General features: G+C 74.1%; 21 protein-coding genes. 12 read left to right on the plus strand and 9 right to left on the minus strand.

From position 1 onward, the window contains the following. Window positions 1–5 precede the first annotated feature (5 nt). The 3 genes from ACZ7LT_RS13515 (at window position 6) to ACZ7LT_RS13525 (ending at window position 5,737) form a co-directional block, all read left to right on the plus strand. Complete coding sequence (locus tag ACZ7LT_RS13515) at window positions 6–1,985, plus strand: prolyl oligopeptidase family serine peptidase (RefSeq protein ID WP_471236158.1); 1,980 nt, start codon at window positions 6–8, stop codon at window positions 1,983–1,985. Next, window positions 1,982–2,929, plus strand: coding sequence for a S66 peptidase family protein (locus ACZ7LT_RS13520; protein WP_471236159.1), 948 nt, complete (start codon window positions 1,982–1,984; stop codon window positions 2,927–2,929). Before ACZ7LT_RS13515 ends, ACZ7LT_RS13520 begins: the two co-directional genes overlap by 4 nt. Window positions 2,930–3,010: 81 nt before the next feature. After that, the gene (locus ACZ7LT_RS13525; RefSeq protein WP_471236160.1) at window positions 3,011–5,737 is read left to right on the plus strand and encodes an NACHT domain-containing protein; all 2,727 of its coding nucleotides are present in this window, start codon (window positions 3,011–3,013) and stop codon (window positions 5,735–5,737) included. 12 nt (window positions 5,738–5,749) lie between these two features. Here the strand turns inward: ACZ7LT_RS13525 and ACZ7LT_RS13530 are convergent, their stop codons facing one another. Then, complete coding sequence (locus ACZ7LT_RS13530; RefSeq protein WP_471236161.1) at window positions 5,750–6,850, minus strand: adenosine deaminase; 1,101 nt, start codon at window positions 6,848–6,850, stop codon at window positions 5,750–5,752. Between the two features lie 168 nt (window positions 6,851–7,018). Continuing rightward, complete coding sequence (locus ACZ7LT_RS13535; RefSeq protein WP_471236162.1) at window positions 7,019–7,768, minus strand: GntR family transcriptional regulator; 750 nt, start codon at window positions 7,766–7,768, stop codon at window positions 7,019–7,021. A gap of 247 nt (window positions 7,769–8,015) precedes the next feature. Here ACZ7LT_RS13535 and ACZ7LT_RS13540 point away from each other — a divergent pair, with 247 nt between their 5' ends. The 4 genes from ACZ7LT_RS13540 to ACZ7LT_RS13555 all read left to right on the plus strand — a co-directional run bounded on the left by ACZ7LT_RS13540 (window position 8,016) and on the right by ACZ7LT_RS13555 (window position 11,669). Beyond that, window positions 8,016–9,473 carry an MFS transporter gene (locus ACZ7LT_RS13540; RefSeq protein ID WP_471236163.1) on the plus strand — a complete coding sequence of 486 codons (1,458 nt, stop codon included), beginning with the start codon at window positions 8,016–8,018 and terminating at the stop codon, window positions 9,471–9,473. 179 nt (window positions 9,474–9,652) lie between these two features. Then, window positions 9,653–10,081: a hypothetical protein gene (locus tag ACZ7LT_RS13545; protein WP_471236164.1), complete on the plus strand. Its 429-nt coding sequence runs from the start codon at window positions 9,653–9,655 to the stop codon at window positions 10,079–10,081. 44 nt (window positions 10,082–10,125) lie between these two features. Further along, window positions 10,126–10,692 (plus strand): GNAT family N-acetyltransferase, encoded by a 567-nt coding sequence (locus ACZ7LT_RS13550; protein ID WP_471236355.1) that lies wholly within the window; start codon window positions 10,126–10,128, stop codon window positions 10,690–10,692. A 77-nt stretch (window positions 10,693–10,769) separates the two neighbouring features. Further along, on the plus strand, window positions 10,770–11,669 hold the full coding sequence (locus ACZ7LT_RS13555) for an arginase family protein (RefSeq protein ID WP_471236165.1): 900 nt from the start codon (window positions 10,770–10,772) through the stop codon (window positions 11,667–11,669). A 63-nt stretch (window positions 11,670–11,732) separates the two neighbouring features. Here ACZ7LT_RS13555 and ACZ7LT_RS13560 read toward each other — a convergent pair whose 3' ends face one another. The 5 genes from ACZ7LT_RS13560 to ACZ7LT_RS13580 form a co-directional block, all read right to left on the minus strand. Then, entirely contained in the window at window positions 11,733–12,080 is a 348-nt protein-coding gene (locus ACZ7LT_RS13560) for a VOC family protein (RefSeq protein ID WP_471236166.1), read from the minus strand. Between the two features lie 68 nt (window positions 12,081–12,148). Next, window positions 12,149–12,970 (minus strand): methyltransferase domain-containing protein, encoded by an 822-nt coding sequence (locus tag ACZ7LT_RS13565; RefSeq protein ID WP_471236167.1) that lies wholly within the window; start codon window positions 12,968–12,970, stop codon window positions 12,149–12,151. 88 nt (window positions 12,971–13,058) lie between these two features. Further along, window positions 13,059–13,628, minus strand: a complete 570-nt coding sequence (locus ACZ7LT_RS13570) for a GNAT family N-acetyltransferase (protein ID WP_471236168.1) — start codon at window positions 13,626–13,628, stop codon at window positions 13,059–13,061. Further along, a complete protein-coding gene (locus ACZ7LT_RS13575; protein ID WP_471236169.1) occupies window positions 13,625–14,194 on the minus strand; it encodes a GNAT family N-acetyltransferase in 570 nt (189 codons plus the stop codon). Before ACZ7LT_RS13575 ends, ACZ7LT_RS13570 begins: the two co-directional genes overlap by 4 nt. A 76-nt stretch (window positions 14,195–14,270) precedes the next feature. Then, the gene (locus tag ACZ7LT_RS13580; protein WP_471236170.1) at window positions 14,271–15,866 is read right to left on the minus strand and encodes a phosphatase PAP2 family protein; all 1,596 of its coding nucleotides are present in this window, start codon (window positions 15,864–15,866) and stop codon (window positions 14,271–14,273) included. Window positions 15,867–16,107: 241 nt separating this feature from the next. On the opposite strand from ACZ7LT_RS13580, the gene ACZ7LT_RS13585 reads away from it, so the two are divergent. Together ACZ7LT_RS13585 and ACZ7LT_RS13590 are read left to right on the plus strand one after the other, a co-directional pair. Continuing rightward, a complete protein-coding gene (locus tag ACZ7LT_RS13585; RefSeq protein WP_471236171.1) occupies window positions 16,108–17,340 on the plus strand; it encodes an aminotransferase class I/II-fold pyridoxal phosphate-dependent enzyme in 1,233 nt (410 codons plus the stop codon). Window positions 17,341–17,364: 24 nt separating this feature from the next. Then, a complete protein-coding gene (locus ACZ7LT_RS13590; protein WP_471236172.1) occupies window positions 17,365–18,411 on the plus strand; it encodes an MBL fold metallo-hydrolase in 1,047 nt (348 codons plus the stop codon). Between the two features lie 24 nt (window positions 18,412–18,435). On the opposite strand, the gene ACZ7LT_RS13595 is transcribed toward ACZ7LT_RS13590, so the two are convergent. Continuing rightward, window positions 18,436–19,071: a DedA family protein gene (locus ACZ7LT_RS13595; protein ID WP_471236173.1), complete on the minus strand. Its 636-nt coding sequence runs from the start codon at window positions 19,069–19,071 to the stop codon at window positions 18,436–18,438. Continuing rightward, the gene (locus ACZ7LT_RS13600) at window positions 19,068–19,841 is read right to left on the minus strand and encodes an MBL fold metallo-hydrolase (RefSeq protein ID WP_471236174.1); all 774 of its coding nucleotides are present in this window, start codon (window positions 19,839–19,841) and stop codon (window positions 19,068–19,070) included. Before ACZ7LT_RS13600 ends, ACZ7LT_RS13595 begins: the two co-directional genes overlap by 4 nt. A gap of 196 nt (window positions 19,842–20,037) precedes the next feature. Between ACZ7LT_RS13600 and ACZ7LT_RS13605 the strand changes: the two genes are divergently transcribed. The 3 genes from ACZ7LT_RS13605 to ACZ7LT_RS13615 all read left to right on the plus strand — a co-directional run bounded on the left by ACZ7LT_RS13605 (window position 20,038) and on the right by ACZ7LT_RS13615 (window position 22,920). Beyond that, window positions 20,038–20,184: a hypothetical protein gene (locus ACZ7LT_RS13605; protein WP_189204564.1), complete on the plus strand. Its 147-nt coding sequence runs from the start codon at window positions 20,038–20,040 to the stop codon at window positions 20,182–20,184. A 42-nt stretch (window positions 20,185–20,226) separates the two neighbouring features. Then, window positions 20,227–20,631: a hypothetical protein gene (locus ACZ7LT_RS13610; RefSeq protein WP_471236175.1), complete on the plus strand. Its 405-nt coding sequence runs from the start codon at window positions 20,227–20,229 to the stop codon at window positions 20,629–20,631. A gap of 135 nt (window positions 20,632–20,766) precedes the next feature. Beyond that, the gene (locus ACZ7LT_RS13615) at window positions 20,767–22,920 is read left to right on the plus strand and encodes a phage holin family protein (protein ID WP_471236176.1); all 2,154 of its coding nucleotides are present in this window, start codon (window positions 20,767–20,769) and stop codon (window positions 22,918–22,920) included. Window positions 22,921–22,952: the final 32 nt, after the last annotated feature.

The following is a 22,952-nucleotide window of genomic DNA, read 5'->3' on the forward strand; positions in this document are numbered from 1 at the left end:
CCCGCATGGCAGCCACGGGGGCGTACGGCAGCTGGCCGTCTCCGATCGACGCCCGGCTCACCGCCGCGCGCGACGGACGGCCCGACTTCGTCGGCGTCGTCGGCGACGAGGTGTGGTGGACCGCGCCACGGCCCGAGGAAGGCGGCCGGCGCGCCCTGGTCCGGCGCCGCGCCGACGGCACCGAGGAGTCCGTGCTGCCCGCCCCGTGGAACGTCCGCAGCAGAGTCGTCGAGTACGGCGGACAGCCCTGGGCCGGCGCGCCACGCGCCACAGGCGGCCCGCTCGTCGTCTTCTGCCACGTCCCCGACCAGCGGCTGTACGCCGTCGAACCGGACGGCGGCGCACCGCCGCGCCCCCTCACCCCCCTCTCCGGGACCGGCGGCGGGCTGCGCTGGGTCGACCCCGTGATCCACCTGGACCGCGGCGAAGTCTGGTGCGTGCTCGAGGAGTTCACCGGCTCCGCCCCCACAGACGTGCGGCGGGTCGTCGCCGCCGTCCCCCTCGACGGCTCGGCCGCCGAGGACCGCGCGGCCGTACGGGAACTGTCCGACGGACGGCACCGCTTCGTCACCGGGCCCCGGCTCTCGCCCGACGGCAGTCAGGTCGTCTGGATCGGCTGGGACCACCCCCGGATGCCGTGGGACGGCACTGAGGTGATGCTCGCCGACGTCACCACCGACGGCACCTTCCACGGCGCCCGGCCGGTCCACGGCGGGCCCGACGAGTCCGTCCCCCAGGCCGACTGGAGCCCCGACGGGCAGCTGCTGCATCTGAGCGACCGCAGCGGCTGGTGGAACCTCTACCGCTCCCGGCCGCCGGGCGAACCGACCGCGCTCTGCCCCCGCGAGGAGGAGTTCGGCGGGCCCCTGTGGAAGATCGGGCTCAAGTGGTTCCACCCGCTGGACGACGGACTGATCGCCGTCGTCCACGGCAAGGGAGCCACCGCGCTCGGCATCCTCGACCCCGACAGCGGCGAACTGGTCGACGCGCCCGGGCCCTGGACCGAATGGGCCCCCACCCTCGCCGTGCACGGCACCCGCGTCATCGGCGTCGCCGCCAGCCCCCGCAGCGCGTACGAGGTCGTGGAGCTCGACACCCGCACCGGCCGCACCCGGGTCATCGGCTCCGCCCACGACGACCCCGTCGACCCCGCCTACTACCCCGAGCCGCAGATCCGCACGTTCACCGGCCCCGACAGCCGCGAGATCCACGCCCACATCTACCCGCCCCACAGCCCCGACCACACCGCGCCCGCCGACGAACTGCCGCCCTACGTAATCTGGGCCCACGGCGGGCCCACCGGACACGCCCCCCTCGTCCTCGACCTGGCGATCGCCTACTTCACCTCGCGCGGCATCGGCGTCGCCGAGGTCAACTACGGCGGTTCCACCGGCTACGGCCGGGAGTACCGCCGCCGCCTGCGCGAACAGTGGGGCATCGTCGACGTCGAGGACTGCGCCGCCGTCGCCTCGGCCCTCGCGGCCGAGGGGACCGCCGACCCGGCGCGGCTCGCCATCCGCGGCGGCAGCGCCGGCGGCTGGACCACCGCCGCCTCCCTCACCACCACCGACGTCTACGCCTGCGGCACGATCATCTACCCCATCCTCGATCTGCTGGGCTGGGCCACCGACGAGACCCACGACTTCGAGTCGCAGTACCTGGAATCGCTCGTCGGCCCCCTCGCGCAGGTGCCCGCCCGCTACCGCGAACGGTCCCCGCTGCACCAGAGCCACCGCATCCAGGCGCCGTTCCTGCTGCTCCAGGGGCTCGACGACGTCATCTGCCCGCCGGCGCAGAGCGAACGCTTCCGCGCGCGCATGGCCGGGCGGGGAGTGCCGCACGCGTACATCGGCTTCGAGGGCGAGGGCCATGGATTCCGGCTCGCCGGCACCATCGTCCGCGCCCTGGAGGCCGAACTCGCCCTCTACGCCCAGACCTTCGGCATCCACCGGCCCGACGTCCCGCCGCTGGAGCTGACGAAGTGACCACCGCGCCGGGGACCGTCACGGCGCTGATCCGGCCGGCCCGGCTGCGGCCGGGAGACCGGGTCGCCGTCGTGGCACCGAGCGGACCCGTGGCCGCCGACCGCCTGGAGATCGGCGTGGGGATCCTGCGCAGCTGGGGGCTCGACCCGGTGGTGGCCGCCCACGTCCTCGACGTCCACCCACGGATCGGCCACCTCGCCGGTGGGGACGAGGCGCGCGCCCGCGACCTCCAGGAGGCGTGGTGCGACCCCTCGGTCTCCGCGGTGATCTGCGCCCGCGGGGGGTACGGCGCCCAGCGGATCGTGGACCTCCTCGACTGGGCGGCGATCCGGGCGGCACGCCCCAAGGTCTTCGTCGGCTACAGCGACGTCACCGCCCTCCACGAGGCCTTCGCCGTACGGGCCGGGCTCGTCACCCTGCACGGCCCGATGGCGGCGGCGACGACCTTCCTCACCGACGTCCCCACCCAGGAGTCGCTGCGCGCCACCCTCTTCGCCCCCGAGTCCGTGACGACCCTCGGCCTGCCCACCGCCCGGCCACTGGCCCCCGGCCGGGCCCGGGGCGTCACCCTCGGCGGCTGCGTCAGCCTGCTCGCCGCCGACCTGGGCACCCCGCAGGCCCGGCCCTCGGCGCGGGGCGGGCTGCTGCTCCTGGAGGACACCGGCGAGGAGCCGTACCGCCTGGACCGTATCCTCACCCAACTGCTGCGCTCGGGCTGGCTCGAAGGGGTGGCCGGGATCGGCCTCGGCTCATGGGCGCAGTGCGGACCGTACGAGCAGGTGCGGGCGGTCCTCGCCGACCGGCTCGGCGGACTCGGCGTGCCGATCGTGGAGGAGATGGGCTTCGGGCACAGCGCCACGGCGCTCACGATGCCGCTCGGAGTGCCGGCCGTACTCGACGCGGAAGCGGGCGCGCTGACCCTGGACGAGCCGGCCCTGGCCTGACGGTATGTCAAGTGCCGTGTCGGGTGCGCAGACTGAACCGAACCGGGAACAATCACCGCCCGGCGGGGGCACCATGGACCCATGCGCGGATGGGGGCGGGGAGCGCCGGAACGGGTCGAGAACCAGGCCAGGGATGTCTTCGCACGGTATGTGGTCCAGGCCGGCGAACTCCATGTGCACCTTCCCCCGCTGACCGTACGTTCCGTCGGCCTGAGGCTGCTCGGGTCCGCGGTACTCGGCTGCACCGGCGTCTTCCTGCTGAGCCGCCCTGAAGTGCCCGGCCGGATCACCGGCTGGGTGGTGCTGCTCCTCACCCTCGGCCAACTCGCCGTGCTGGCCGGTGAATGGCGCTTCCGACGCCGGGTCGTCGTACCCCAGGACGACATGAACGCGGCGCTCGGCACCCTGGCCGGCCGCCTGCGCGTCCGGTACCGCCAGGAGGAACGGCTCGCCCGCATCCACGACCCAAGACCCCTGCGGGTGCGCTGGCGCCCCGGTGACCCGGTCCTCGGCGATCACGCCGTCAACGTCCACGGCCCGACCGAGGGGCCCTACCCCGACCTCAGTGGTGAGATCGACGGCGCCGCCGACATCTTCCACGTCTTCGAGGGGCTGCCGCACGGCAGGATGGTGCTGCTCGGCGCCATGGGCGCCGGCAAGTCGGTGCTGGCGACGCGCCTCGCCCTGAAGGTGCTGGAGGCGCCCGGTACGAACCTGCCCGTGCCGGTGGTGGTGCCCCTGGCCTCCTGGGACCCCACCGTCCGGGGCCCCTTCGAGCATGTCGCAGCCCATGTGGCCGACCAGTACCCGGAACTCCACACGCGCGGACCGGTCCGGCGGGCGATCGTCGACGCCCTCCTCGACGCCGGCAGGATCATGCCGATCCTCGACGGCTTCGACGAGATCGGCGACGGATTCCGGGCACAGGCACTGATCGCCCTCAACGGCGTGCACGGCCCCGGCCGCCCCATGGTCCTCACCAGCCGCCCGGAGCCGTACGCCGCGGCGGTCGACCAGGGCGACGTCCTCACGGCGGCCGCCGTCATCGAAATCGAACCGCTCACCGTGCAGCAGCTGACCGCGTTCCTGCCGCTCGCCAGCCGCCCCGTGCGGCACGGCGGCGAGCTCACCACCACCTGGGCGCCCGTACTGGACCGACTCGCCCGGAGCGATCCGGGCGACACCGCGGCCCGAGCCCTGCGGGAGGCGCTGTCGACGCCGCTGATGGTCGGGCTCGCCCGCGCCGCGTACAGCGCCACCAGCGCCGACCCCGCCGACCTCCTGCGCCACCACGACCGGGCGGCGATCGAAGCGCACCTGCTGGACGCTTTCGTACCGGCCGTCTACGGCATCTCTCTCGACGACCGGTCCGCGCGCGGACCGTGGAACGCCCGGCAGGCCAAGCACTGGCTCGGCTTCCTCGCCCGTCAGCTGCGGGACACCCACACCCAGGAGATCGCCTGGTGGCGGCTGGACCAGCAGCTGCCGCCGCTGGTCGGGGTCCTCGCTCTGCTGCCACCGATCGTCCTGGTCGCCGGGGCGCTGGCCTGGGCCGGCGTGGGCAGGGCCGTCGCGGACACCTGGCCCGTCGTGCCCCTGTCGCTCTCCCTCACCGCCATCCTGCTCGCCGGCATGGTGGGCGGCCGGAGCGCCCCGTACGGCGAAGTGCTCCCCGAGCCGCGCCGCGCCTGCTTCCCCCACGGCTGGCGCCTCTGGAAGCCACTGCGGTCCGCCAGCACGCCCGCCCATCCCGCCTCACCCGACGGGCCGTTGGGCGTTCTGCGCGCCGACCGGCGGGTGGCGCTCACCACCGGCGCGCTGAGCTGGGGCCCCCAAACGCGCTTCATGACCCCGCACGCCGGACTGCTGCTCGCCGCACCGGTCGCCCAGCTCGTCTGGTCGCGGGGGGCGGGCTGGCAGTCGGTCGACCCGCTGGACTGGTGGGTGGTCTGCGGCGCGTCGGTCCTCGCCTTCGCCCTGCACGCCGTCCTGCTCACGGCCTGGGGGCGCTACACCGTGGCGCGCATCTGGTTCGCGGCGCGCGGCCTGCTGCCCTGGCGTACGACGGCCTTCCTGCGGGACGCGCACGTACGGGGCGTCCTGCGCCAGGACGGGCGGGCCTACCGCTTCCGGCACCTCGAACTGCGCGACCGGCTGGCCGGTGACGGCCCGCCGGTTCGGGCGCCGGCGCGGCCCCGGGGCCGCCGCCTGCGGGAGTGGGCAACCGTCCTGGTCCGGGCGGCCGTCTTCCCCGGGCTGGTGTTCTGGTGCGGCGAGACCGTCGACGTCCGCGTCGGGGGGGCGCACGGGCCGGTTGGCCCGGCCTGCCGACTGACGGCCCCCCAGGACCTCGCCCCGCTGCTCGTCGTCCCCCGGGCCCGGCAGCTCTCGCACCGATGGTGTCTGTGGACCGACGAGGGGCCCACTGCCCGGCGCGTCGCCCTGTGGGTGTACGCCCATGCGTGGGAGGCGGACATCTGCCGCAGGGCGGAGCGGTGTGCCGACTACATGGCGGCCGAGCGGCTCCCCGGGTCCTGGGACGTGCCGGGGTTCGGCGACCGCGCGACCGGACGGCCGGTCCCGGTCGGGCGGGTCCGCGGGGCCTCCGAGCCGGGGGTGGAGCTCACCGCCCGGACCGGGAACGTCGTGGTGCGTGTCACGTACATGGAGCCGGGGGCCGGGCGCGCCCGCGAGGAGGCCGTCGCCCGCTCGGTGGTGGAACTGGTCTGGCACCGGGCCGGGGTGGGTCCGGCGCCCCGGCGGCCGCTGCACTCCCTGCCGGCCGCGGGGCGGCCGGTGGGGGAGTGACGGGTGGGCGGCTCAGAGCGCCGCGTACCCCGGCCGGATGACCTCGTCGACGAGACGGCGGCGCTCCGGCAGCGGCAGGAACGCGGACTCGACCGCGGCGACCGTGAACTGCTCGAAGACCTCGGGGCCGTAGCCGAACGCGTCCGCCATGTGCTGGAACTCGCGGCTCATGGTCGTGCCGGACACCAGGCGGTTGTCGGTGTTCAGGGTGATCCGGAAGCCGAGGCGGCGCAGCAGGTCGATCGGGTGCGAGGCGTAGTCCTTCGCGGCGCCGGTCTGGAGGTTGGAGGTCGGGCAGACCTCCAGGGCGATCCCGTTGTCGCGGACGTACGCGGCGAGGTGGCCCAGGGTGGCCGTGCCGTCGTCGTGGACCTGGATGTCGTCGGTGATCCGCACGCCGTGGCCGATCCGCTCGGCGCCGCAGACCTGCACGGCCTCGTGGATCGACTCGGCGCCGACCGCCTCGCCCGCGTGGATCGTGAAGTGGCAGTTGTGCCGCTTCAGGTGCTGGAAGGCCGGCAGGTGGTTGGCCGGCGGGTTGCCGATCTCGCCGCCCGCGATGTCGAAACCGGCGACACCGCGCTCGCGGTGGGCGACGGTCAGCTCGGCTATCTCCAGCGAGCGGGTGGTGTGCCGCATGCCGGTGAGCAGCGTGCCGACGGTGATCCGCCCGCCGGTACGGCGCTCGCCCTCCCGGAAGCCCTCGTTGACGGCCTCGACGACCTCGTCGAGGGTCAGCCCGCCCTCCAGGTGCTGCTCGGGGGCGTAGCGGACCTCGGCGTAGACGACCCCGTCGGCCGCCAGGTCCTCGGCACACTCCGCCGCGACCCGGAACAGCGCCTCACGGGTCTGCATCACGGCGCAGGTGTGGGCGAAGGTCTCCAGGTACCGCTCCAGCGACCCGGAGTCGGCGGCGTCACGGAACCACACCGCGAGCGCGGCCGGGTCCTCGGTGGGCAGTGCGGTGTAGCCGCACTCCCGGGCCAGCTCGATGATTGTGGCGGGACGCAGACCACCGTCGAGGTGGTCGTGGAGGACGGCCTTGGGAGCGCGCTGGATCCAGTCGGCGACGGGGGTAGAGGCAGCGGCGGCGTTGTTGTCAGACAAGTGCATGCCGCGGAAGTGTACGGCACGGCTGGTGTCCGATGCCGTGATGTCGGTCTCGGGGTGGGGGCCGCCGGGGGTGTGCGCCGGCTCGGGCCGACGGCGCTCGCCCGACAACCAGCCGGAAAGCCGTGCCCGCGCCGCCCGTCCCGGCCGCCCGTCCCGCGGCCCGTCCTCTCAGTTGGACTGGAGTACGGGCAGCGCCGGCGCCCCCGTCGGCAGCATGTGCTTGGCCGCGAGGATCGGGGTCTCGTCCACTCGTACGACCTGCGTGACCAGGACGGCGGGGGTGTCGGCCGGGCGGCCCAGCTGCTCGCCGCGCCGCTGTCCGAGCAGGGTCGCCGTCACGCTGCTGTGGGCGCTCAGCGCCACCCCGCGCGACGCCCCGGCCAGCACCGCGAGCATCGAGGTCCGGCCGGTCGCGGACGGCCCGCGCAGCGCCTCGGCGAAGGCCGGGTGGGTCCCGTCCAGTACGTCGTCGGCCGCCGCCCACTCCTGGCTGAGCGCGGCCGCCGTACCCTCCCCCGTCAGCAGCGACTCCCAGAACCGCAGCTCGGCGCGGGCGGGCGCGAGCAGGTGCTGGGTGGTGAAGTCGGTGGGCTCCTCGACGGTCCGTAGCAGCGCCCGTACCCGCAGGGGGGCGCCGGAGCCGATCAGGTCCTCCAGCGGCTGGATGTGCTCGAAGCCCCGGCGCGGCGGGCGGTCGTTGACGGTCCGGCCCACCCCGCGCCGTACCGTCAGCAGACCGTCCTCCTGGAGCAGCAGCAGGGCCTCGCGCAGGGCGGGCCGGCTGACGCCCAGTTCGGTGGCGAGCTTGGGCTCGGAGGGCAGCGTGGAGCCGGGGGGATACACGCCCTCGTGGATGGCGTCCGCGATGCGCTCGTAGAGCACCACGACCGGTCGCCGCTGGGTTCCGCTGACTGCCACTGCCCCTCCTCGACTCACTTGTCGGCAAGTTAAGCCCTATCCAGTGCCGAGCGGCAACGGCGGTGACCAGCCAGTAGCCAGAGCGGAAGCAGGTATTCGGATTCACAAGGCCGAGGGTCTTGACGTTTTACGCGCGTAGATCTCAGAGTGTTGGGCGGCACTTGTCAGACAACGTCCGTACGGGCTTCTCGCGGGTGTCGTTCCACCGATTCGCTCACGACATGACATCCAGGGCAAAGGGGCCGACATGTCCACCACGATCGGCCGGACGCGTTCCGGATCCGACTCCTCACTCGCGGGCCGCGGGCCCATGCTTCTGGCGATGGTGCTGGCCGTCCTCGGCTACCAGATCAACGCCACGATGCTCAGCCCCGCCCTGCCGGATGTCATCGAGCGACTCGGCACCACCACCACCGCCGCGGGTCTCTCCCAGACCCTCTTCTTCCTGATGGCGGCCATCGGCCAGGTCACCCTCGCCCGCCTCAGCGACCAGCGCGGCCGCAAGCCCATGATGATCGTCTGCGCGATCGTGCTGATCATCGGCAACCTGCTCTGCGTCTTCGCGCCGAACATCGAGATCTTCATCGCCGGCCGCGTCCTCCAGGGCATCTCCGCCGCGATGTTCACCCTCGCCTTCCTCACCCTGAACCAGCTGCTCACCCCGGCCGGCTTCGGCAAGGCCGCGGGCATCATCACCGCCGTCAACGGCGGTCTCGCCGGTGTCGACGCCATCGCCGGCGGCCAGATCGCCGACACCATCGGCTTCCGCGGCATCTTCGTCTGCTCCACCCTGATCGCGGTCGCGGGCCTGCTCGGCGTCCGGAAGTACGTCCCCGACGTCCCGCCGACCACCGCCGACGCCCGCTTCGACTCGCGCGGCATCGCCGCCCTCGCGCTCGGCCTCACCGGCGTCCTCGTCGGCCTCGCCCAGGGCGGCGCCTGGGGCTGGACCTCGCCGCTCACCCTCGGCTTCCTGCTCGGCGGTGTCGCCTCGCTCGTCTTCTTCGTGGTCTCCCAGAAGAGCGCCGAGAACCCGGTCATCGACATCGAGGTGCTCGCCTCGCGCCGCGCCTGGCCGCTTCTGATCACCACCATCTGCACCCTCGGCGGCGCGTTCGGCGCGATCGCCCTGACCATCCCGCTGTTCTCCCAGGACGCCCGGGTCGGCCTCGGCCTCTCCGCGGTCACCGCCGCCGTGCTCTTCCTCACCCCCATCCAGCTCATCGGCGTGATCTCCGCCCCGCTCACCGGCCGCCTCGGCCCGAAGATCGGCTGGCGCACCATCGTGGTCACCGGCGCCGTCGCCAACTTCGCGATCTTCCTCTTCGCCACCTTCTTCCTGCACAACGAGTGGATCCTGGTCGCCGCGCTCGCCGCGCTCGGTGTGACGTACGGCGGCTTCATGCTCACCGGCCTCAACGGCCTCGCCGTCACCACCGCGCCCAAGGACAAGCCGGGCTCGCTCTCCGGTCTCAACGGCGCCTGCTTCGGCATCGGCGCCTCGCTCGGCATCGCCCTCGCCTCCGCCATGATCACGGCGGGCAGCGACGCCCAGGGCGTCACCGAAGCCGGCTACCAGCACGCGATGTACACGGCGCTGGCGCTGCTCGGCATCGGTGTGGTCACCGCGTTCCTCATCCAGCGGCCCGACCCGGCCGACACGGCGGAGACCGACGAGCCGCAGCTGGTCCTCAGCCACCACTGAGCCCGGCCGTAGAGGGCCGCCATCGAGGCCGCCACCGGGCCGGCCTGCCGGTCACGGTCGCGGCTCCGGTGGGGACGGGCCGGGGTCCCTCACCCGTACGGCCTGTCCGACCGCCCCTGTGGGGCCGGGATCCGTCCATCCTGGTTCCACAGGGGCGTACGACCGAGGAGGGCCCGCGTATGACCGCCAAGGACACCGCGACGACGGACGGGAGGGGCGTCTCCGGGGCGCTCGCTCCGGGCCGGATCGCCCTCGCCGTCGTCGCCGTCGTCGCCGTCCTGCCGGCGGCCCTGCTCGCCCTGGCCGCCCCGGCAGCAGCCGCCGGACCCATTCCCGACCCGGTCCCGGCCGCCGGACCCCGCATGCCCGACGTCACCGGACGCAATCTGCTCGGGGCGCTCGGCGCCTTCGACGGGCGGACCCGTGTCGACGCCCGGGACGTCAGCGGCGGGCAGCGCCGCGTGCTGTGGCCGGCCAACTGGAAGGTCTGCGGCCAGTACCCGAAGCCCGGCACGGATCTCACGGGACGCACCGCGACCCTGGGCGTGGTGAAGAACGCCGAGACGTGTCCGGTCGCCACCGACCTGGACGCGGTAGCGGTGCCGTGATCGCCGCCGGTTAGCCTGACCCGGTGTCAGACCTGCCCGAGCCCATGCACCGCGCGGACGTCCCGCGCGTCGCCATCCGCCCCTTCACCCCGGACGACGCGGCGGAGTTCACCGCCCGCGCCCGCGAGAGCGTGGAGCTGCACCGGCCCTGGCTCTTCCCGCCCCGGACCGTCGAGGAGTACGCCGCGTACACGCGGGCCCTCGACAAGGATCCGGCCAGGGTCGGATTCCTCGTCACCGAACCGCGCTCCGACGGACGCATCGCCGGGTTCATCAACATCAACAACATCGTCCGCGGTGGCTTCCTCAGCGGCGCGCTCGGCTACGGCGCCTTCGTGCACGCTGCCGGGCGGGGTGTGATGAGCGAGGCGTTGGAGCTGGTCTGCCGGCATGCCTTCGGCCCTCTCGGGCTGCACCGCCTGGAGGCCAACATCCAGCCGCTGAACACGGCTTCCCTCGCACTCGTGCGGCGGGCGGGCTTCCGGCTCGAAGGGTTCTCGCCCGCGATGCTCTTCATCGACGGCGCCTGGCGCGACCACGAACGCTGGGCGATCACCATCGAGATGCGCCCCCGAACCGAACCCCGCCACCGGCCCGAACCACGCTCCTGAGGGCGGCCGTTGGACGAGGATGTCCCTCCAGTGAATTCACATTGAGATTGCGCCTCACGGCGATGAGGATGGGGCGCATGCGGAACATCGTGATCGTCGACGCCCCCTCCAACCTGGGACTGCGGCCGCCCGCTCCCGGCACGGTCCCCGGCTGCCACAAGCTCGCCGGAGCCCTGCGTGAGCAGCGGATCGTGCAGCGCCTTCGCGCCTTCGAAGGCGGGGTCGTCGTCCCGCCCCGCTACGACCGGGGCGACTGGCGCGAAGGCGACGGAGTCTTCAACGCCGGCGCCCTCGCCACGTACACCCGCAAGCTCGCCGACCGGATCGAACATCACGTACGTGCCGGGGAGTTCACGCTCGTCCTCGGCGGTGACTGCTCCATCCAGCTCGGCGCCTCCCTCGCGCTGCGGCGGCTGGGACGCTACGGACTCGCCGCCCTGGACGGCTCCGCCGACTTCCGCCACTCCGGCAACGCGCGCCCCGACGAGATCGGCGCCGCCGCCGGCGAGGAGCTGGCCCTCGCCACCGGACGCGGCCAGGACGACCTCACCGACCTGGAGGGCCTGCGGCCCTACCTCCGCGACGAGGACGTCCGCCTCTTCGGGCTCCGCGACGGCGACGAGGACCTGGCCGAACTCGCCGAGCTGAAGATCCCCACCGCTAGCGTCGGCCAGCTGCGCGAGTGGGGCGTGGCCGACATGGCGGGCGCGGTCCTGCGGACGCTGGAGATCCCACAGCTCGACGGGTTCTGGGTGCACCTCGACGCCGACGTCCTCGATCCGACCGTGATGCCCGCCGTCGACAGCCAGGAGCCGGACGGCCTGCTCCCGGACGAACTGGCCACCCTGCTCGGCACCTTGGTCCGCTCCGAGCGGTGCGTGGGGCTCAATGTCACCGTGTACGACCCCGACCGCGACCCGGACGGCACCGCGGGCGCGCTCCTCGCCGACATCGTCGTCGAGGCCTTCACCGGCTGACCTTCCCGGCGCCCCGCCTCCTCGCCGCCCGGCGCCGGGCCCGGGCGGCGTGGCGTACGGTCCTCAGTGGCGGCGGTCGACGTACTCGAAGACCGACCCGTCCGGGTGGACCGCGATCAGATTGCGGCCGACCGGGGTCGGCACCGGCCCGGCCAGGATCTTCGCTCCGCCGTCCGTGAGCGCGGTGTACGCCGCGTCGACGTCCTGCACGGCGATCGTCGCGGTCACCTTGCGCAGCACCTCCAGCTCCGCCTCGGGTCCGCTCATCAGCAGGAAGCAGCCGACCGCCGCCACCGACACCCCGCCGCGCTCGAAGCGCAGCGCGCTGCCGCCGGTGAGGCGTTCGTAGAAGTCCACGGCGGGTTCGAGGTCGTCGACGCAGATACGCAGCGTGGTGCCCAGAATCTCCATGCGGGCGAGCCTAGTTGAGCACCCGGCGTGCGGGGCAGGGTGCCTGGCGGTCGCCGGGGGCGCGCGGGTCAGGCCCGGCAGAGCAGTTCGCCGTGCGGGACCATGAACCACGCGTCGTCATGGCGGCCCCACTCCCGCCAGCCCTCCGCGATCGCGGCCAGCCGCTCGGGCGTCGTGTGCCCGCCGTCCACCGCCAGCTTCGCGTAGACGGACGCCTCGGTACGGTCCGCCCACAGCCCGCTCCACCAGGCGCGTTCCCCGAGGGTGGCGAAGCACCACGTGGCCGCGGTGGCGGTGATGTCGGTGAAGCCGGCCCGGCGGGCCCAGGACAGCAGCCGCCGTCCGGCGTCCGGCTCACCGCCGTTGGCGCGGGCTACGCGCGCGTACAGCTCCTGCCACTCGTCCAGGACCGGCAGTTGGGGGTACCAGGTGAACGCTCCGTAGTCGCTGTCGCGGACCGCGACGATCCCGCCCGGCCGGCACACCCGGCGCATCTCGCGCAGCGCCCGCACCGGATCGCCGACGTGCTGGAGGACCTGGTGCGCGTGGACGACGTCGAAGGAGTCGTCCGGGAACTCCAGGGCGTGGACGTCGGCGGGCGCGAACTCCACGTTCTTCAGGCCGCGTTCGGCGGCGGCGGCACGCGCCTGCTCCAGGATGCCCTCGGCGTGGTCCACCGCCGTCACCCGGCCGTCCGGCCCGACCAGCTCGGCCAGATCGGCGGTGATGGTGCCCGGCCCACAGCCCACGTCCAGCACCGCCATCCCGGGGCGCAGTTCGGCGACGAGGTAGGCGGCCGAGTTGGCGGCGGTACGCCAGCGGTGCGAGCGCAGCACCGACTCGTGGTGGCCGTGGGTGTAGACGGCGGTCTCCCGCGCGGCATCGGTCATGACCGGACTCCCTCCCGTGAAGTGGTCACCACCGTACGCCGCCGGGTCGAATGATGAGACCCGCGTCTTGGAATGTGGACGATGCTCTTCAAGCGCCAGTAGCGCCAGGCGAATTGGACGCCTGCCAGCGAATCTCGTCGTCCTGCCGGACCGTGGTGGGGGAGAGGCCCGCCGAGGCCGCGACGGCCGCGGAGCGGTGGTGGTCCGGGTCGATGTGGGCCACGATCCGGTCCACGGGCCGGGCCCACAGCCAGGCGACCAGCGCCCGTGCCGCCTCCCCGGCGATCCCGCGCCCCTGCCAGGGCGTCCCGATCACCCAGGCGACCTCCGCCGTACGGCCGCCCGGCGACCCGTCGTCGGTCACCGTGGCCTGCACGGTGCCGGTGAGCGGCCCATCCGCATGCCCCTTGTCTTCCCCGTCCGCGCCGAGCCGTACGACCCAGTTGCACCAGGAGACGCCAGGGTCGGGCGCCCCGGCCAGCATCCGCCGGTAGCGCGCCCGCAGTTCGTCCACCGTGTCCGGGGCGCCGCCGGTGAACGCGTGCAGCCGCGGGGCGCCCAGCACCCGCGCCATCTCCTCGGTGTGCTCCACGGCCAGCGGTACGAGCCGCAGCCGGGCGGTACGGATCGGTTCGGCCGGGACCGATCGGGCCGTCATGCCGCCTGACCTCCCTGGCGGCGCGCCCAGCGGGCGCGGGTGAGCACGTACTCGACGTCCCCGTACTCCGACCCGTCGATCACTTCCGGCCATTGCTCGAAGCGGGTGCGGACGTATCTCAGTCCCGCCTTCTCCATCACGCGCCGCGAGGCTGAGTTCACCGTCATCGTGTTCGCGGTGACCTTCTCCACGCCCAGTTCGCCGAAGGCCTTGTCGATCAGTGCCAGTGACCCTTCCGTCGCGTACCCCTTGCCCCAGGCGTCCCTGCGCAGCCGGTACCCCAGCTCGACCGTCCGCCAGTCCCCGGCCGTCAGCGGCTCCAGCTGGAACCAGCCGAGCCACTCGTCCGCCGTCCGCTCCCAGACCGCCCAGAACCCCGGCCCCAGCAGCCGAGGCAGCGCCCGCTGCCGGACCTCGTCCCTCGTGGTCGGCCGCCCACCGTTGAGGTAGCGCATCACCTCCGGGTCACTGTCGAGCGAGAGGACCCGCTCCACGTCGTCGTCGGCGGCGCCGCCGAAGGGGCGCAGCCGCAGCCGGGCGGTTTCCAGGAACACGGGGGAGCTCATGGCCCGATGCTCCGTGGCATCCCTGCTCGTCGCAACGCCATTTCCCCGAGGTCGGCCCAGCGGGCTACCCCGGTGCCTAGCGCCTCTTCCTCTTCCCCGGGCCGTACACGATCAGCGCCCGGGGCGCCTTGTCGACCAGCAGCGAGCCCTCCGCCTCGGCGACCTCGCCGTCGTACGCGATCGGCGTTCCCGGTGCGAGCCCGCCGATCCGCAGCCCGCGCAGACTGCGCGCCGCGTGCACGGGGGAGCGGCTCAGCGGGCCCGCCAGCGCGGCCGCCACCAGCCGCAGTCCCGGCAGCCGTCCGCCGTGGACCACGCGTACGTCCAGCAGCCCGTCCGCCAGGTCGTCGCGGCGGGTCGGCGCGGGCCCCACCCGCCCGTACACGCCGTTCCCGGCGAACAGCAGCCACAGCGGCCGCCGTTCGCCCGACACCTGTGTCTCCAGCGGATGTTCGCCCCGCAGCACCCGCACCGCAGCGAGGATCCCGGCCGGCCACGCTCCGATCCGCGGTGACCAGTGCTCCCGCAGCCGTACGAGCTCCGGATACACCCCCAGGCTGAAGTTGTTGACGAAGTAGCCGTGCGCGGCGCCCCGTGGCCCGGGAGAGAACCGCCCCAGATCGACCCGTACGGCATCCCCCGCCGTCAGCGCCCGGCAGGTGTCCGCCACCGTCTCCAGGCCCAGGTCCATCGCGAAGTGGTTGAGGGTGCCGCCGGGGAAGACCGCGAGCGGCAGGCCGTGCCGCGCGGCGACCGCCGCGGCCTGATTGACGGTTCCGTCCCCGCCGGACACCCCGAGCGCCCGGCACCGCTGCGCCGCCGACTCCAGTTCCCCCTCGATGTCCTCGGGCGCGCACTCCACCACCTCGGCGTAGGGCAGCGCGTCCCGCAGGAGGTCCGCGTCGGCCGACCCCGACGCCTCGTTGGCCACCACGGTCAGCCCGGCGCCGCCGGGCAGCGCGGGCGCTTCGTGGTACGGGTGGCCCGGCGCGTGCGGCCGGGTCCTGGCCGGTACGAGCGCCCGCACCGCGAACGCCGCGGCCACCCCGAGCCCCGCGCCCACCAGCACATCGCTCGGATAGTGCACCCCTGTGTACACCCGGGACAGCGCCACCGCACCCGCCAGCGGGGCGACCGCGGCCCCCCAGCCGGCCGACTCCAGTGCCACGCCCGTCGCGAAGGCGGCCGCCGAGGCCGAGTGCCCCGACGGGAAGGACGTCGTGAACGGCTGCTTCTTCAGCTGCCGCATCAGCGGCACCGCGTCCAGGACCGGCCGGGCCCGCCGCACCGCCCGTTTGCCCACGGTGTTGATCGTCGCCGAGGCCAGCGCCAGCGACGCCACCCCGCGCAGCGCCGCCCGACGCGACCGCGCACTCCCGCCCAGCGCGGCGATCCCGGCCGCCGTGGCGAACCACAGCACCCCGTGGTTCGCGAACCGGCTCAGCCTTGGGAGCAGCGGGTCCGCCCCGGGCCAGTGGCGGCGGGCGACCTGATGGAAGAGCTCGCGGTCCCAGTCGCCGAGCAGCCGGGCCGTCTGCAGCCGCAGCGACGGCGCCCGGCCGAGCCCGAGGCCGTGCCCGTGCCCGTGGACAGCGGCGTGGAGCTGGGGGACCTGGATGTGAGGCGTGTGGACATGAGGCACAGGGAGATGAGCAGCGAACGGTTCGGACATGCCACGCGGGTACCCGATTCCCCCACACCCCAAGCCGACCACCCACAGGGTCGCCGACCGGCCCCGCGACCTGCCCCGTCCGTCACCCCCTCGGCGGCCTCCGCCTCGCCCCGCCCGCCCGCGCCCTGGCGGCCGGGTGCGCCCGGCCGCTCTCCGGCGGGCGCACGCTGAAGCGGCGAACCGCACCAAACCTCCGTATAAAGGGCTCTGAGGGTCCACGCGCGAGCGGCGGAGGTACGGCATGCGGCAGACGGCTCCGGAGGGGCACGGGCCGGTGCGCTACGGGCCGCACGCCCCGGAACCAGGCCTGCCCGTCCTGCCCGAGCTGGCGGCCGTCCTCGCGGCCGCCGCCGGGCTGCCCACCGCGGAACCCGCGGGCGGCGGGCCCGTCCTGCGCGAGGCCGCCTGCGGCTACTGGTGGCGGCGCGGCCTGCGCAGCCACCCCGAGGACGTGGCCGCCGCCCCCGGCCCCGAGCCCCTGCTCCTCGCCCTGCTCGCCGTCCACGGTGGCGACGTCCTGATGCCCCGCCCCTGCCCCGCCTGGTGGACACCGCAGGCCCGCCTCCTCGGCCGGCCCGCCTACCACGTACCGACCCCCGCCGAGTGCGGCGGCATCCCCGACCCGTTCGCGCTCCTGGAGACCGTCCGCCGGGTCCGCGCGGAAGGCGGACACCCCGCCCTGCTGCTGCTCTCCGTCGCCGACGACCCCACCGCCACCGTCGCCCCGCCCGAGCTCGTCCGCGAGGCCTGCGAGGCCGCCGTCGCCGAGGGCCTGCACATCATCAGCGACGAGACCTGGCGCGACACCCTGCACCGCCCGCACGACACCGTCCTGCTCAGCCCCGCCGAGATGTGCCCCGACGACGTCACCGTCCTGTACGACCTCGCCGGCGCGCTCGCCCCGCCCGCCTGGCCCACGGCCGTCGCCCGCTTCCCGCCCGCCGCCCCCTCCGCCGGGCGCCGGGCCCGCACCCTCGACTTCCTCACCGCCCTCGGCGCCGTCCTGCCCGCCCCCGTCGCCGCGGCCGCCGCCCATGCCCTGGGCGAACCGGGCGAGGTCACCGACCGCACGGCCGCCGCGACCGCCCTCCACGCGCGCGTGGCGGCTGCCGCCCACCGCGCCCTCCTCACCGCGGGCGCCCTGGCCAGACCCCCGCAGGTGGGCCGCCACCTCTACGCCGACCTCGGGCCGCTGCGCGCGGGCCTCGCCGCCCGCGGCGTCAACGACTCCATGGAGCTGGAGGAGTACCTCTCCGCACGGCTCGGCGCCCCCGCCCCGGGCGGCCACCGCTTCGGCGACGAACTGGGCGCCCTGCGCGTACGGCTCGCCACCGGACCGCTCCTCGGTGCCACCCCGGAAGAACGGCTGGAATCCCTCGGCGCGCCGGATCCCCTGGAACTGCCGCACGTGGCGGAGGCGTTGACCACGTTCGGGTCGGCCTTCGAAGAACTGCGCCCCCACGGACCGGTGTGACCACCGAGAACGGAGAGCCCGCAGATGACGGAACAGACGGCACGGACGACCGGCGCCGGTACGACGCCCGGGGCAACGGCCCCCGGGCGCCGCCCGGAGCGGCCGCCCGTCCGGCTCCAGCCCCTGGGCCTCGTCCGCGACTGGCCCAGAACCTTCGCCGACCGCCTCACCGCCCCGCTCCCCGGCCTGCGCGCCCTCGCCCGCTTCGCCCGCGAAGGCGCCGTACGGCCCGACCCCGAGGGGCTGCGAGCCATCCCGCTGCTGCCCTTCGAACCCGGCCCGCTGCCCGACGCGACCCCCACCACCGTCGCCGTCACCTGGGCGGGGCACGCCAGCTGGGTCGTACGCATCGGCGGGCTGACCGTCCTCACCGACCCCGTCTGGTCCCGCCGGATCGTCGGCACCCCCGCCCGGATCACCCCCGTCGGGGTGCGCTGGGAGGACCTGCCGCCCGTCGACGCCGTCGTCATCAGCCACAACCACTACGACCACCTCGACGCCCCGACCCTGAAGCGACTGCCCCGCCGCACGCCCGTCTTCTGCCCGGCCGGACTCGGCCCGTGGTTCCGCCGCCGCCGCTTCACCCGGGTCACCGAACTCGACTGGTGGGAGGCGGCCGAACTGGGCGGCGTCCGCTTCGACTTCGTCCCCTCCCACCACTGGTCCCGGCGCGGCCTCACCGACACCTGCCGCTCCCTGTGGGGCGGCTGGATTCTCACCGACCGTACGGACCGCAAGGTCTACTTCGCCGGGGACACCGGATACGGCCACTGGTTCACCGAGATCGGCCGCCGCCACCCCGGCATCGACCTGGCCCTCCTGCCGATCGGCGCCTACGAGCCGCGCTGGTGGCTGCGTGACGTCCACACCGACCCGGAGGAGGCGGTCCACGCCTTCCAGGACCTCGGAGCCCTGCGGATGGCCCCCATGCACTGGGCCACCTTCGTCCTGTCGGCCGAACCGGTCCTGGAACCCCTCACCCGCGTCCGCGCCGCCTGGCAGTCCGCGAACCTCCCGCGCGCCGACCTGTGGGACCTTCCGGTGGGCGCCTCCCGCACCCTGGAGGACTGACCGTCGTGCCGTACCTGCCTGGCCTTATGCCGGTCGTTCGCCCGTACCCGCCCCGCGGCGCAGCCACCGCCACACCGCCGGAGCGCCGCTGATCAGCAAGGCCAGCGCGACCGCCGCGACCACGCCCTGCCAGGGCTCGGGGAAGAGCGAGCCGCCCAGGATGCCGATCAGCTGATACGTCGCCGCCCACGCCAGACACGCCGGAACGTCCCCGCGTACGAACCGGCGCAGCGGCATCTGCGCCAGCAGACACGCCAGCATCACGGGAATCCGCCCCGCCGGCACCAGCCGCGACAGCACCAGCAGCGACACCTGATGCGTACGGAGCTTCGCCTGAGCGTGTTCCAGCCGGTCCGGCGCCGCCCGGCCCCGCAGCGACGACAGCCAGCGCGAGCCGTTACGCGAACGAACGCCCCGCTGCCCCAGCCAGTACAACGCCACATCGCCCACGAACGCCGCGCTCGCCGCCACCAGGAACACCAACACCAGTGCCAGCGGCGCGGTCTGATGGAACGCCACCACCGCCGCCGAGCTCACGATCGCCCCGGTCGGAATAACCGGCACCAGCGCCCCCAACGCCACCAGCAGGAACAGCGACGGATATCCCACGGCCTGCTGCGTCGACTCGGGCGGCAACTGCCGCGCGATCTCCTCGATCACGGAGCGACCTCCGGCCGCACCGACTCGCCCTGCGCCAGCAGATGCACCGTCACCTCCGGCGCCAGCCGCGCCGCGTGCCGTACGAACTCGTCGCCCGGCGCGTGGAATTCATGCGGCCGGATCCCGTCCATCCCGACCGGCCAGTACGTGCCGTAGTGCACCGGCACCGCCGCGCGAGGCGCGAGCGCGGCCAGCGCCCGCGCCGCGCGGCCCGCGTCCAGATGGCCGTGACCCAGGTAAGGACCCCAGCCGCCGACCGGCAGCAGCGCCACGTCCACCGGCCCTACCGCCTGCGCCAACCCGTCGAACAGCCCGGTGTCCCCCGCGAAGTACGTCCGCGCGGCCCCGCTGATCACATAGCCGAGCGCGGGGGAGCGGTGCGGCCCCACCGGCAGCCGCCGCCCGTCGTGCAGCGCCGGCACCGCCCGTACAGCCAGCGACTCCACCTTCACCTCGTCACCCGGCCCCACTTCCGTGATGCGCAGCCCGACCAGCCTGCGCAGCCCCGGCACCGCCCGCGTCGCCCCGCGCGGCACCACCAGCAGCGTGCCCGGCGCCAGCCGGGACAGCGAGGGCAGATGCAGATGATCGGCGTGCAGATGGGAGACGAGCACCACCTCGGCGACCGCTGCCTGCGGCGGCGGCAGCGCCCCGCGCCGCCGCCGCAGATGGGCGAGCCGGCGGGCGAACAGCGGGTCGGTGAGTACCCGGACCCCGGAGTCCTCGACCGTACAAGTGGCATGACCCCACCACGTGACCTCCACCGGCACGCCCGTCCTCCCTCGCCGACCGGACAGCATGTCCTGCTCGTCTACGAGCGTAAATGTCCGCTGCCGCCAACGGGTGGGTCTGCGCCCACATGCACGCGGGTAGCCATCCCCGGGACTTCTCAGGAGTTTCCCGGGATTCCCGGGGAAAGCGGGCTCCCGGGGACACAGGGGCAGGCAGGGGATGGGAGCGGCCGTCATGACGATGCACTCGGCGCAGTGCCCACGGTGCGGAGGCGTCCTCGCCGTCAACCAGGACGGCTGGATGATCTGCCACACCTGCGGCTATTCCTCGCCCCCATGCGCCCAGGGGGCGCGCCTCCTCGGCGGCGCGGGATCGGAGTAGGGTCGGTGCGACAGCGCGTACCGCGTGTACAGGGGGGCGGTCATGGACGACGTACGAGTGGCGGCGATCGCGAGCCTGACCCCGCTGGAGGAGCTCGACAGCGACCCCTTCCTCGTCGACACCCGCAGCCAGCACGCCATGTGCGCGCGCTGGGCCGCGGGCAAGGGCTACGTCCTGGCGCGGCAGTTGCTCTTCTACGGACTGCGCCCGGACCACCGCGGCCTGTGGGCCGATGTCGACGCGGGGGCCGTGGACCTCTTCGTCGCGCCCAACGAACGGGTATTGGAGCGGGCGTTGACCTCGGTGCGGGACTTCTCCGCCGAGTGCGAGCGGCGGGGCGTACGGCTGGAGACCGTCGGACTCGACGAGCCCGCATACGACGCCGCCGCCAAGGCGGACGTCCACCGCAGACTGTCCATGCCGACGGCCGGCTACGACGGCTGCTGAGCGCCGCACCACCCCGCGGAGCGCTCGGGCCGGGTCCCCTGGCCGTTCCTCGGCGCCCCCCGGCGGCGTTGTGTCACGCTTGAAGCAGGAAAGGGCGAAACGCGAACCGGCGACACGCGAAGGGGCGGACGCGGCGTGGGCGAAGGGCGATGGCGCAGAGCGGGCGGCGCGCTGGGGCGGGTCGTCGCCGTATGGGCGGTCTCCTCGCTCACCATGCTGGCCCTCGCCGGAATCCTGCCCGACTTCCAGCTCCAGTCCGACGACGGCGACAGCGTCACCAGGACCGCCGTCACCGCCGCCTGGGGCGCGGGCGCGTTCGGACTCCTCGGCGCCCTGGCGTGGCCGGTCGCCGTCCGCGCGCTGCTGCTCGTACCCGCCCTCGTCCTCGGCCTGCTGGTCTTCTTCCTCAACGGCTCCCTGCTGCTGATCGCGCTCTGGCTGATCCCCGACGGCCGCGGCGCCGCCGACCCCGAGACCGCCGTCGTCGTCGCGGCTGTCATGTCGGCCGTCGCCTCCGCCACCTCCACCGCCCTCGCCGTCCGCGACGACAACGCCTACCGCCGCAGGCTCTACCGCCTCACCGACCGCAAACGCCGCCGCACGAACCTCCCCGGCGGCCCCGAAACCCCACCCGGCACCCTCTTCCTCCAGCTCGACGGCGTCGGCCACCAGGTCCTCGTCGACGCCCTCGCCGACGGCCTCATGCCCACCGTCGCCGCCTGGGCCGGCACCACCCACCGCCTCACGCCCTGGCGCACCGACTGGTCCAGCCAGACCGGCGCCAGCCAGCTCGGCATACTGCACGGCTCCAACCACGACGTGCCCGCCTTCCGCTGGTACGAGAAGGACACCGGCCGGCTCATGGTCTCCAACCGGCCCGCGAGCGCCGTCGAACTCCAGCGCCGCGCCATCGAACGCACCGGCGACGGCGGACTGCTCACCGTCGACGGCGCCAGCCGCGGCAACCTCTTCAGCGGCGGCGCCGACCAGCTCGCCCTCGTCCTGTCCATGGCCGCCCGCCGCGGCCGCCGCAACCGCTCCCGCGCGGGCTACTTCGCCTACTTCTCCGACCCCGCCAACGCCGTCCGCACCGCGGGCTCCTTCGTCGCCGAGGCCGCCCGCGAGATCGCCCAGTCAACCCGGGCGCGCCTGCGCGGGGACACCCCGAGGGTCTCCCGCGGCGGCCTGTACCCCTTCGTCCGGGCCTTCGCGACCGTCGTCGAACGGGACGTGGTCGTCGCCGCCGTCATGGGCGACCTGCTGGCCGGCCGCGCCGCCGTCTACGCCGACCTCGTCGCCTACGACGAGGTCGCCCACCACTCCGGCCCGCACAGCCAGGACGCCGCCAAGGTCCTCCAGCGGCTCGACCGGTCCATCGCCCTGATCGCCAAGGTCGCCGAGCACGCCCCCCGCCCGTACAAGATCGTGCTGCTCTCCGACCACGGCCAGAGCCCGGGGGAGACCTTCGAGAGCGCGTACGGGCTCACCCTGAAGGATCTCGTACGCGCCGGCTGCGGGCTGCCCGTACCGCGGCGCGCCGGGCGCACCCCCAGCGGCTCCGAGGCGCGCGCTGCCGCACGGGACGCGCTGCGCAGCGCCCTGCACCGGCCGCTGGAGGAGAGCGGCGAGGAGCAGCCGCCGCCCAAGGGCTCCGGCCCTCTCGTGCTCGCCTCCGGCAATCTGGGCCTGGTCTCCTTCCCGCACGTACCCCACCGCATGACCCGCGAGGAGATCGACCGCCGCCACCCCGCGCTGCTGCGCACCCTCGCCAACCACCCGGGCATCGGATTCCTGCTGGTGCGCAGTGCCGCCCACGGCTCGGTAGTGCTCGGCCCCGGCAACACCGAGGTCCCGGTCGCCGAGCTCACCGACGACGGGTCGCTCACCGTCTTCGGGAAGGGGACGGCCGAGACCGTACGGCGCACCGACGCGTTCCCGCACGCCGCCGACATCATGGTCAACTCCATGTACGACCCGGCGACCGGCGCGGTGCACGCCTTCGAGGAGCAGATCGGCTCGCACGGCGGCCTCGGCGGCGAGCAGTCCCGGCCCTTCCTCCTCTCGCCCCTCGACCTCTCCCCGCCCGTCACCGACGGCGGCGAGCTGGTCGGCGCGGAGCGGGTGCACCGGGTGCTGCGCCGCTGGCTGCGCGAGTGCATGGGGCCGCAGGTGCCGCTCGGCCCGTTCCGGCCGGCGAAGATCCCCGCCGCGGAGATTTCCCCGTCACGGCCCTCGCCGGAAGGAGTTCTTCCGGTCGTCGAGCCGGTCGCGCCGGACAAAAACCACTGATTTGGAACGGCCTTTCGCATCACCGACCATGG

The sequence above is a fragment of the Streptomyces sp. NPDC039465 genome (genome assembly GCF_055639315.1).

Bases quoted from the DNA above. Each gene is read 5' to 3' on its own strand.
- ACZ7LT_RS13515 (WP_471236158.1), top strand. From the start codon at position 6: ATGGCAGCCACGGGGGCGTACGGCAGCTGGCCGTCTCCGATCGACGCC.
- ACZ7LT_RS13525 (WP_471236160.1), top strand. From the start codon at position 3,011: ATGCGCGGATGGGGGCGGGGAGCGCCGGAACGGGTCGAGAACCAGGCC.
- ACZ7LT_RS13530 (WP_471236161.1), bottom strand. From the start codon at position 6,850: ATGCACTTGTCTGACAACAACGCCGCCGCTGCCTCTACCCCCGTCGCC.
- ACZ7LT_RS13540 (WP_471236163.1), top strand. From the start codon at position 8,016: ATGTCCACCACGATCGGCCGGACGCGTTCCGGATCCGACTCCTCACTC.
- ACZ7LT_RS13545 (WP_471236164.1), top strand. From the start codon at position 9,653: ATGACCGCCAAGGACACCGCGACGACGGACGGGAGGGGCGTCTCCGGG.
- ACZ7LT_RS13550 (WP_471236355.1), top strand. From the start codon at position 10,126: ATGCACCGCGCGGACGTCCCGCGCGTCGCCATCCGCCCCTTCACCCCG.
- ACZ7LT_RS13555 (WP_471236165.1), top strand. From the start codon at position 10,770: ATGCGGAACATCGTGATCGTCGACGCCCCCTCCAACCTGGGACTGCGG.
- ACZ7LT_RS13560 (WP_471236166.1), bottom strand. From the start codon at position 12,080: ATGGAGATTCTGGGCACCACGCTGCGTATCTGCGTCGACGACCTCGAA.
- ACZ7LT_RS13565 (WP_471236167.1), bottom strand. From the start codon at position 12,970: ATGACCGATGCCGCGCGGGAGACCGCCGTCTACACCCACGGCCACCAC.
- ACZ7LT_RS13570 (WP_471236168.1), bottom strand. From the start codon at position 13,628: ATGACGGCCCGATCGGTCCCGGCCGAACCGATCCGTACCGCCCGGCTG.
- ACZ7LT_RS13575 (WP_471236169.1), bottom strand. From the start codon at position 14,194: ATGAGCTCCCCCGTGTTCCTGGAAACCGCCCGGCTGCGGCTGCGCCCC.
- ACZ7LT_RS13580 (WP_471236170.1), bottom strand. From the start codon at position 15,866: ATGTCCGAACCGTTCGCTGCTCATCTCCCTGTGCCTCATGTCCACACG.
- ACZ7LT_RS13585 (WP_471236171.1), top strand. From the start codon at position 16,108: ATGCGGCAGACGGCTCCGGAGGGGCACGGGCCGGTGCGCTACGGGCCG.
- ACZ7LT_RS13590 (WP_471236172.1), top strand. From the start codon at position 17,365: ATGACGGAACAGACGGCACGGACGACCGGCGCCGGTACGACGCCCGGG.
- ACZ7LT_RS13605 (WP_189204564.1), top strand. From the start codon at position 20,038: ATGACGATGCACTCGGCGCAGTGCCCACGGTGCGGAGGCGTCCTCGCC.
- ACZ7LT_RS13610 (WP_471236175.1), top strand. From the start codon at position 20,227: ATGGACGACGTACGAGTGGCGGCGATCGCGAGCCTGACCCCGCTGGAG.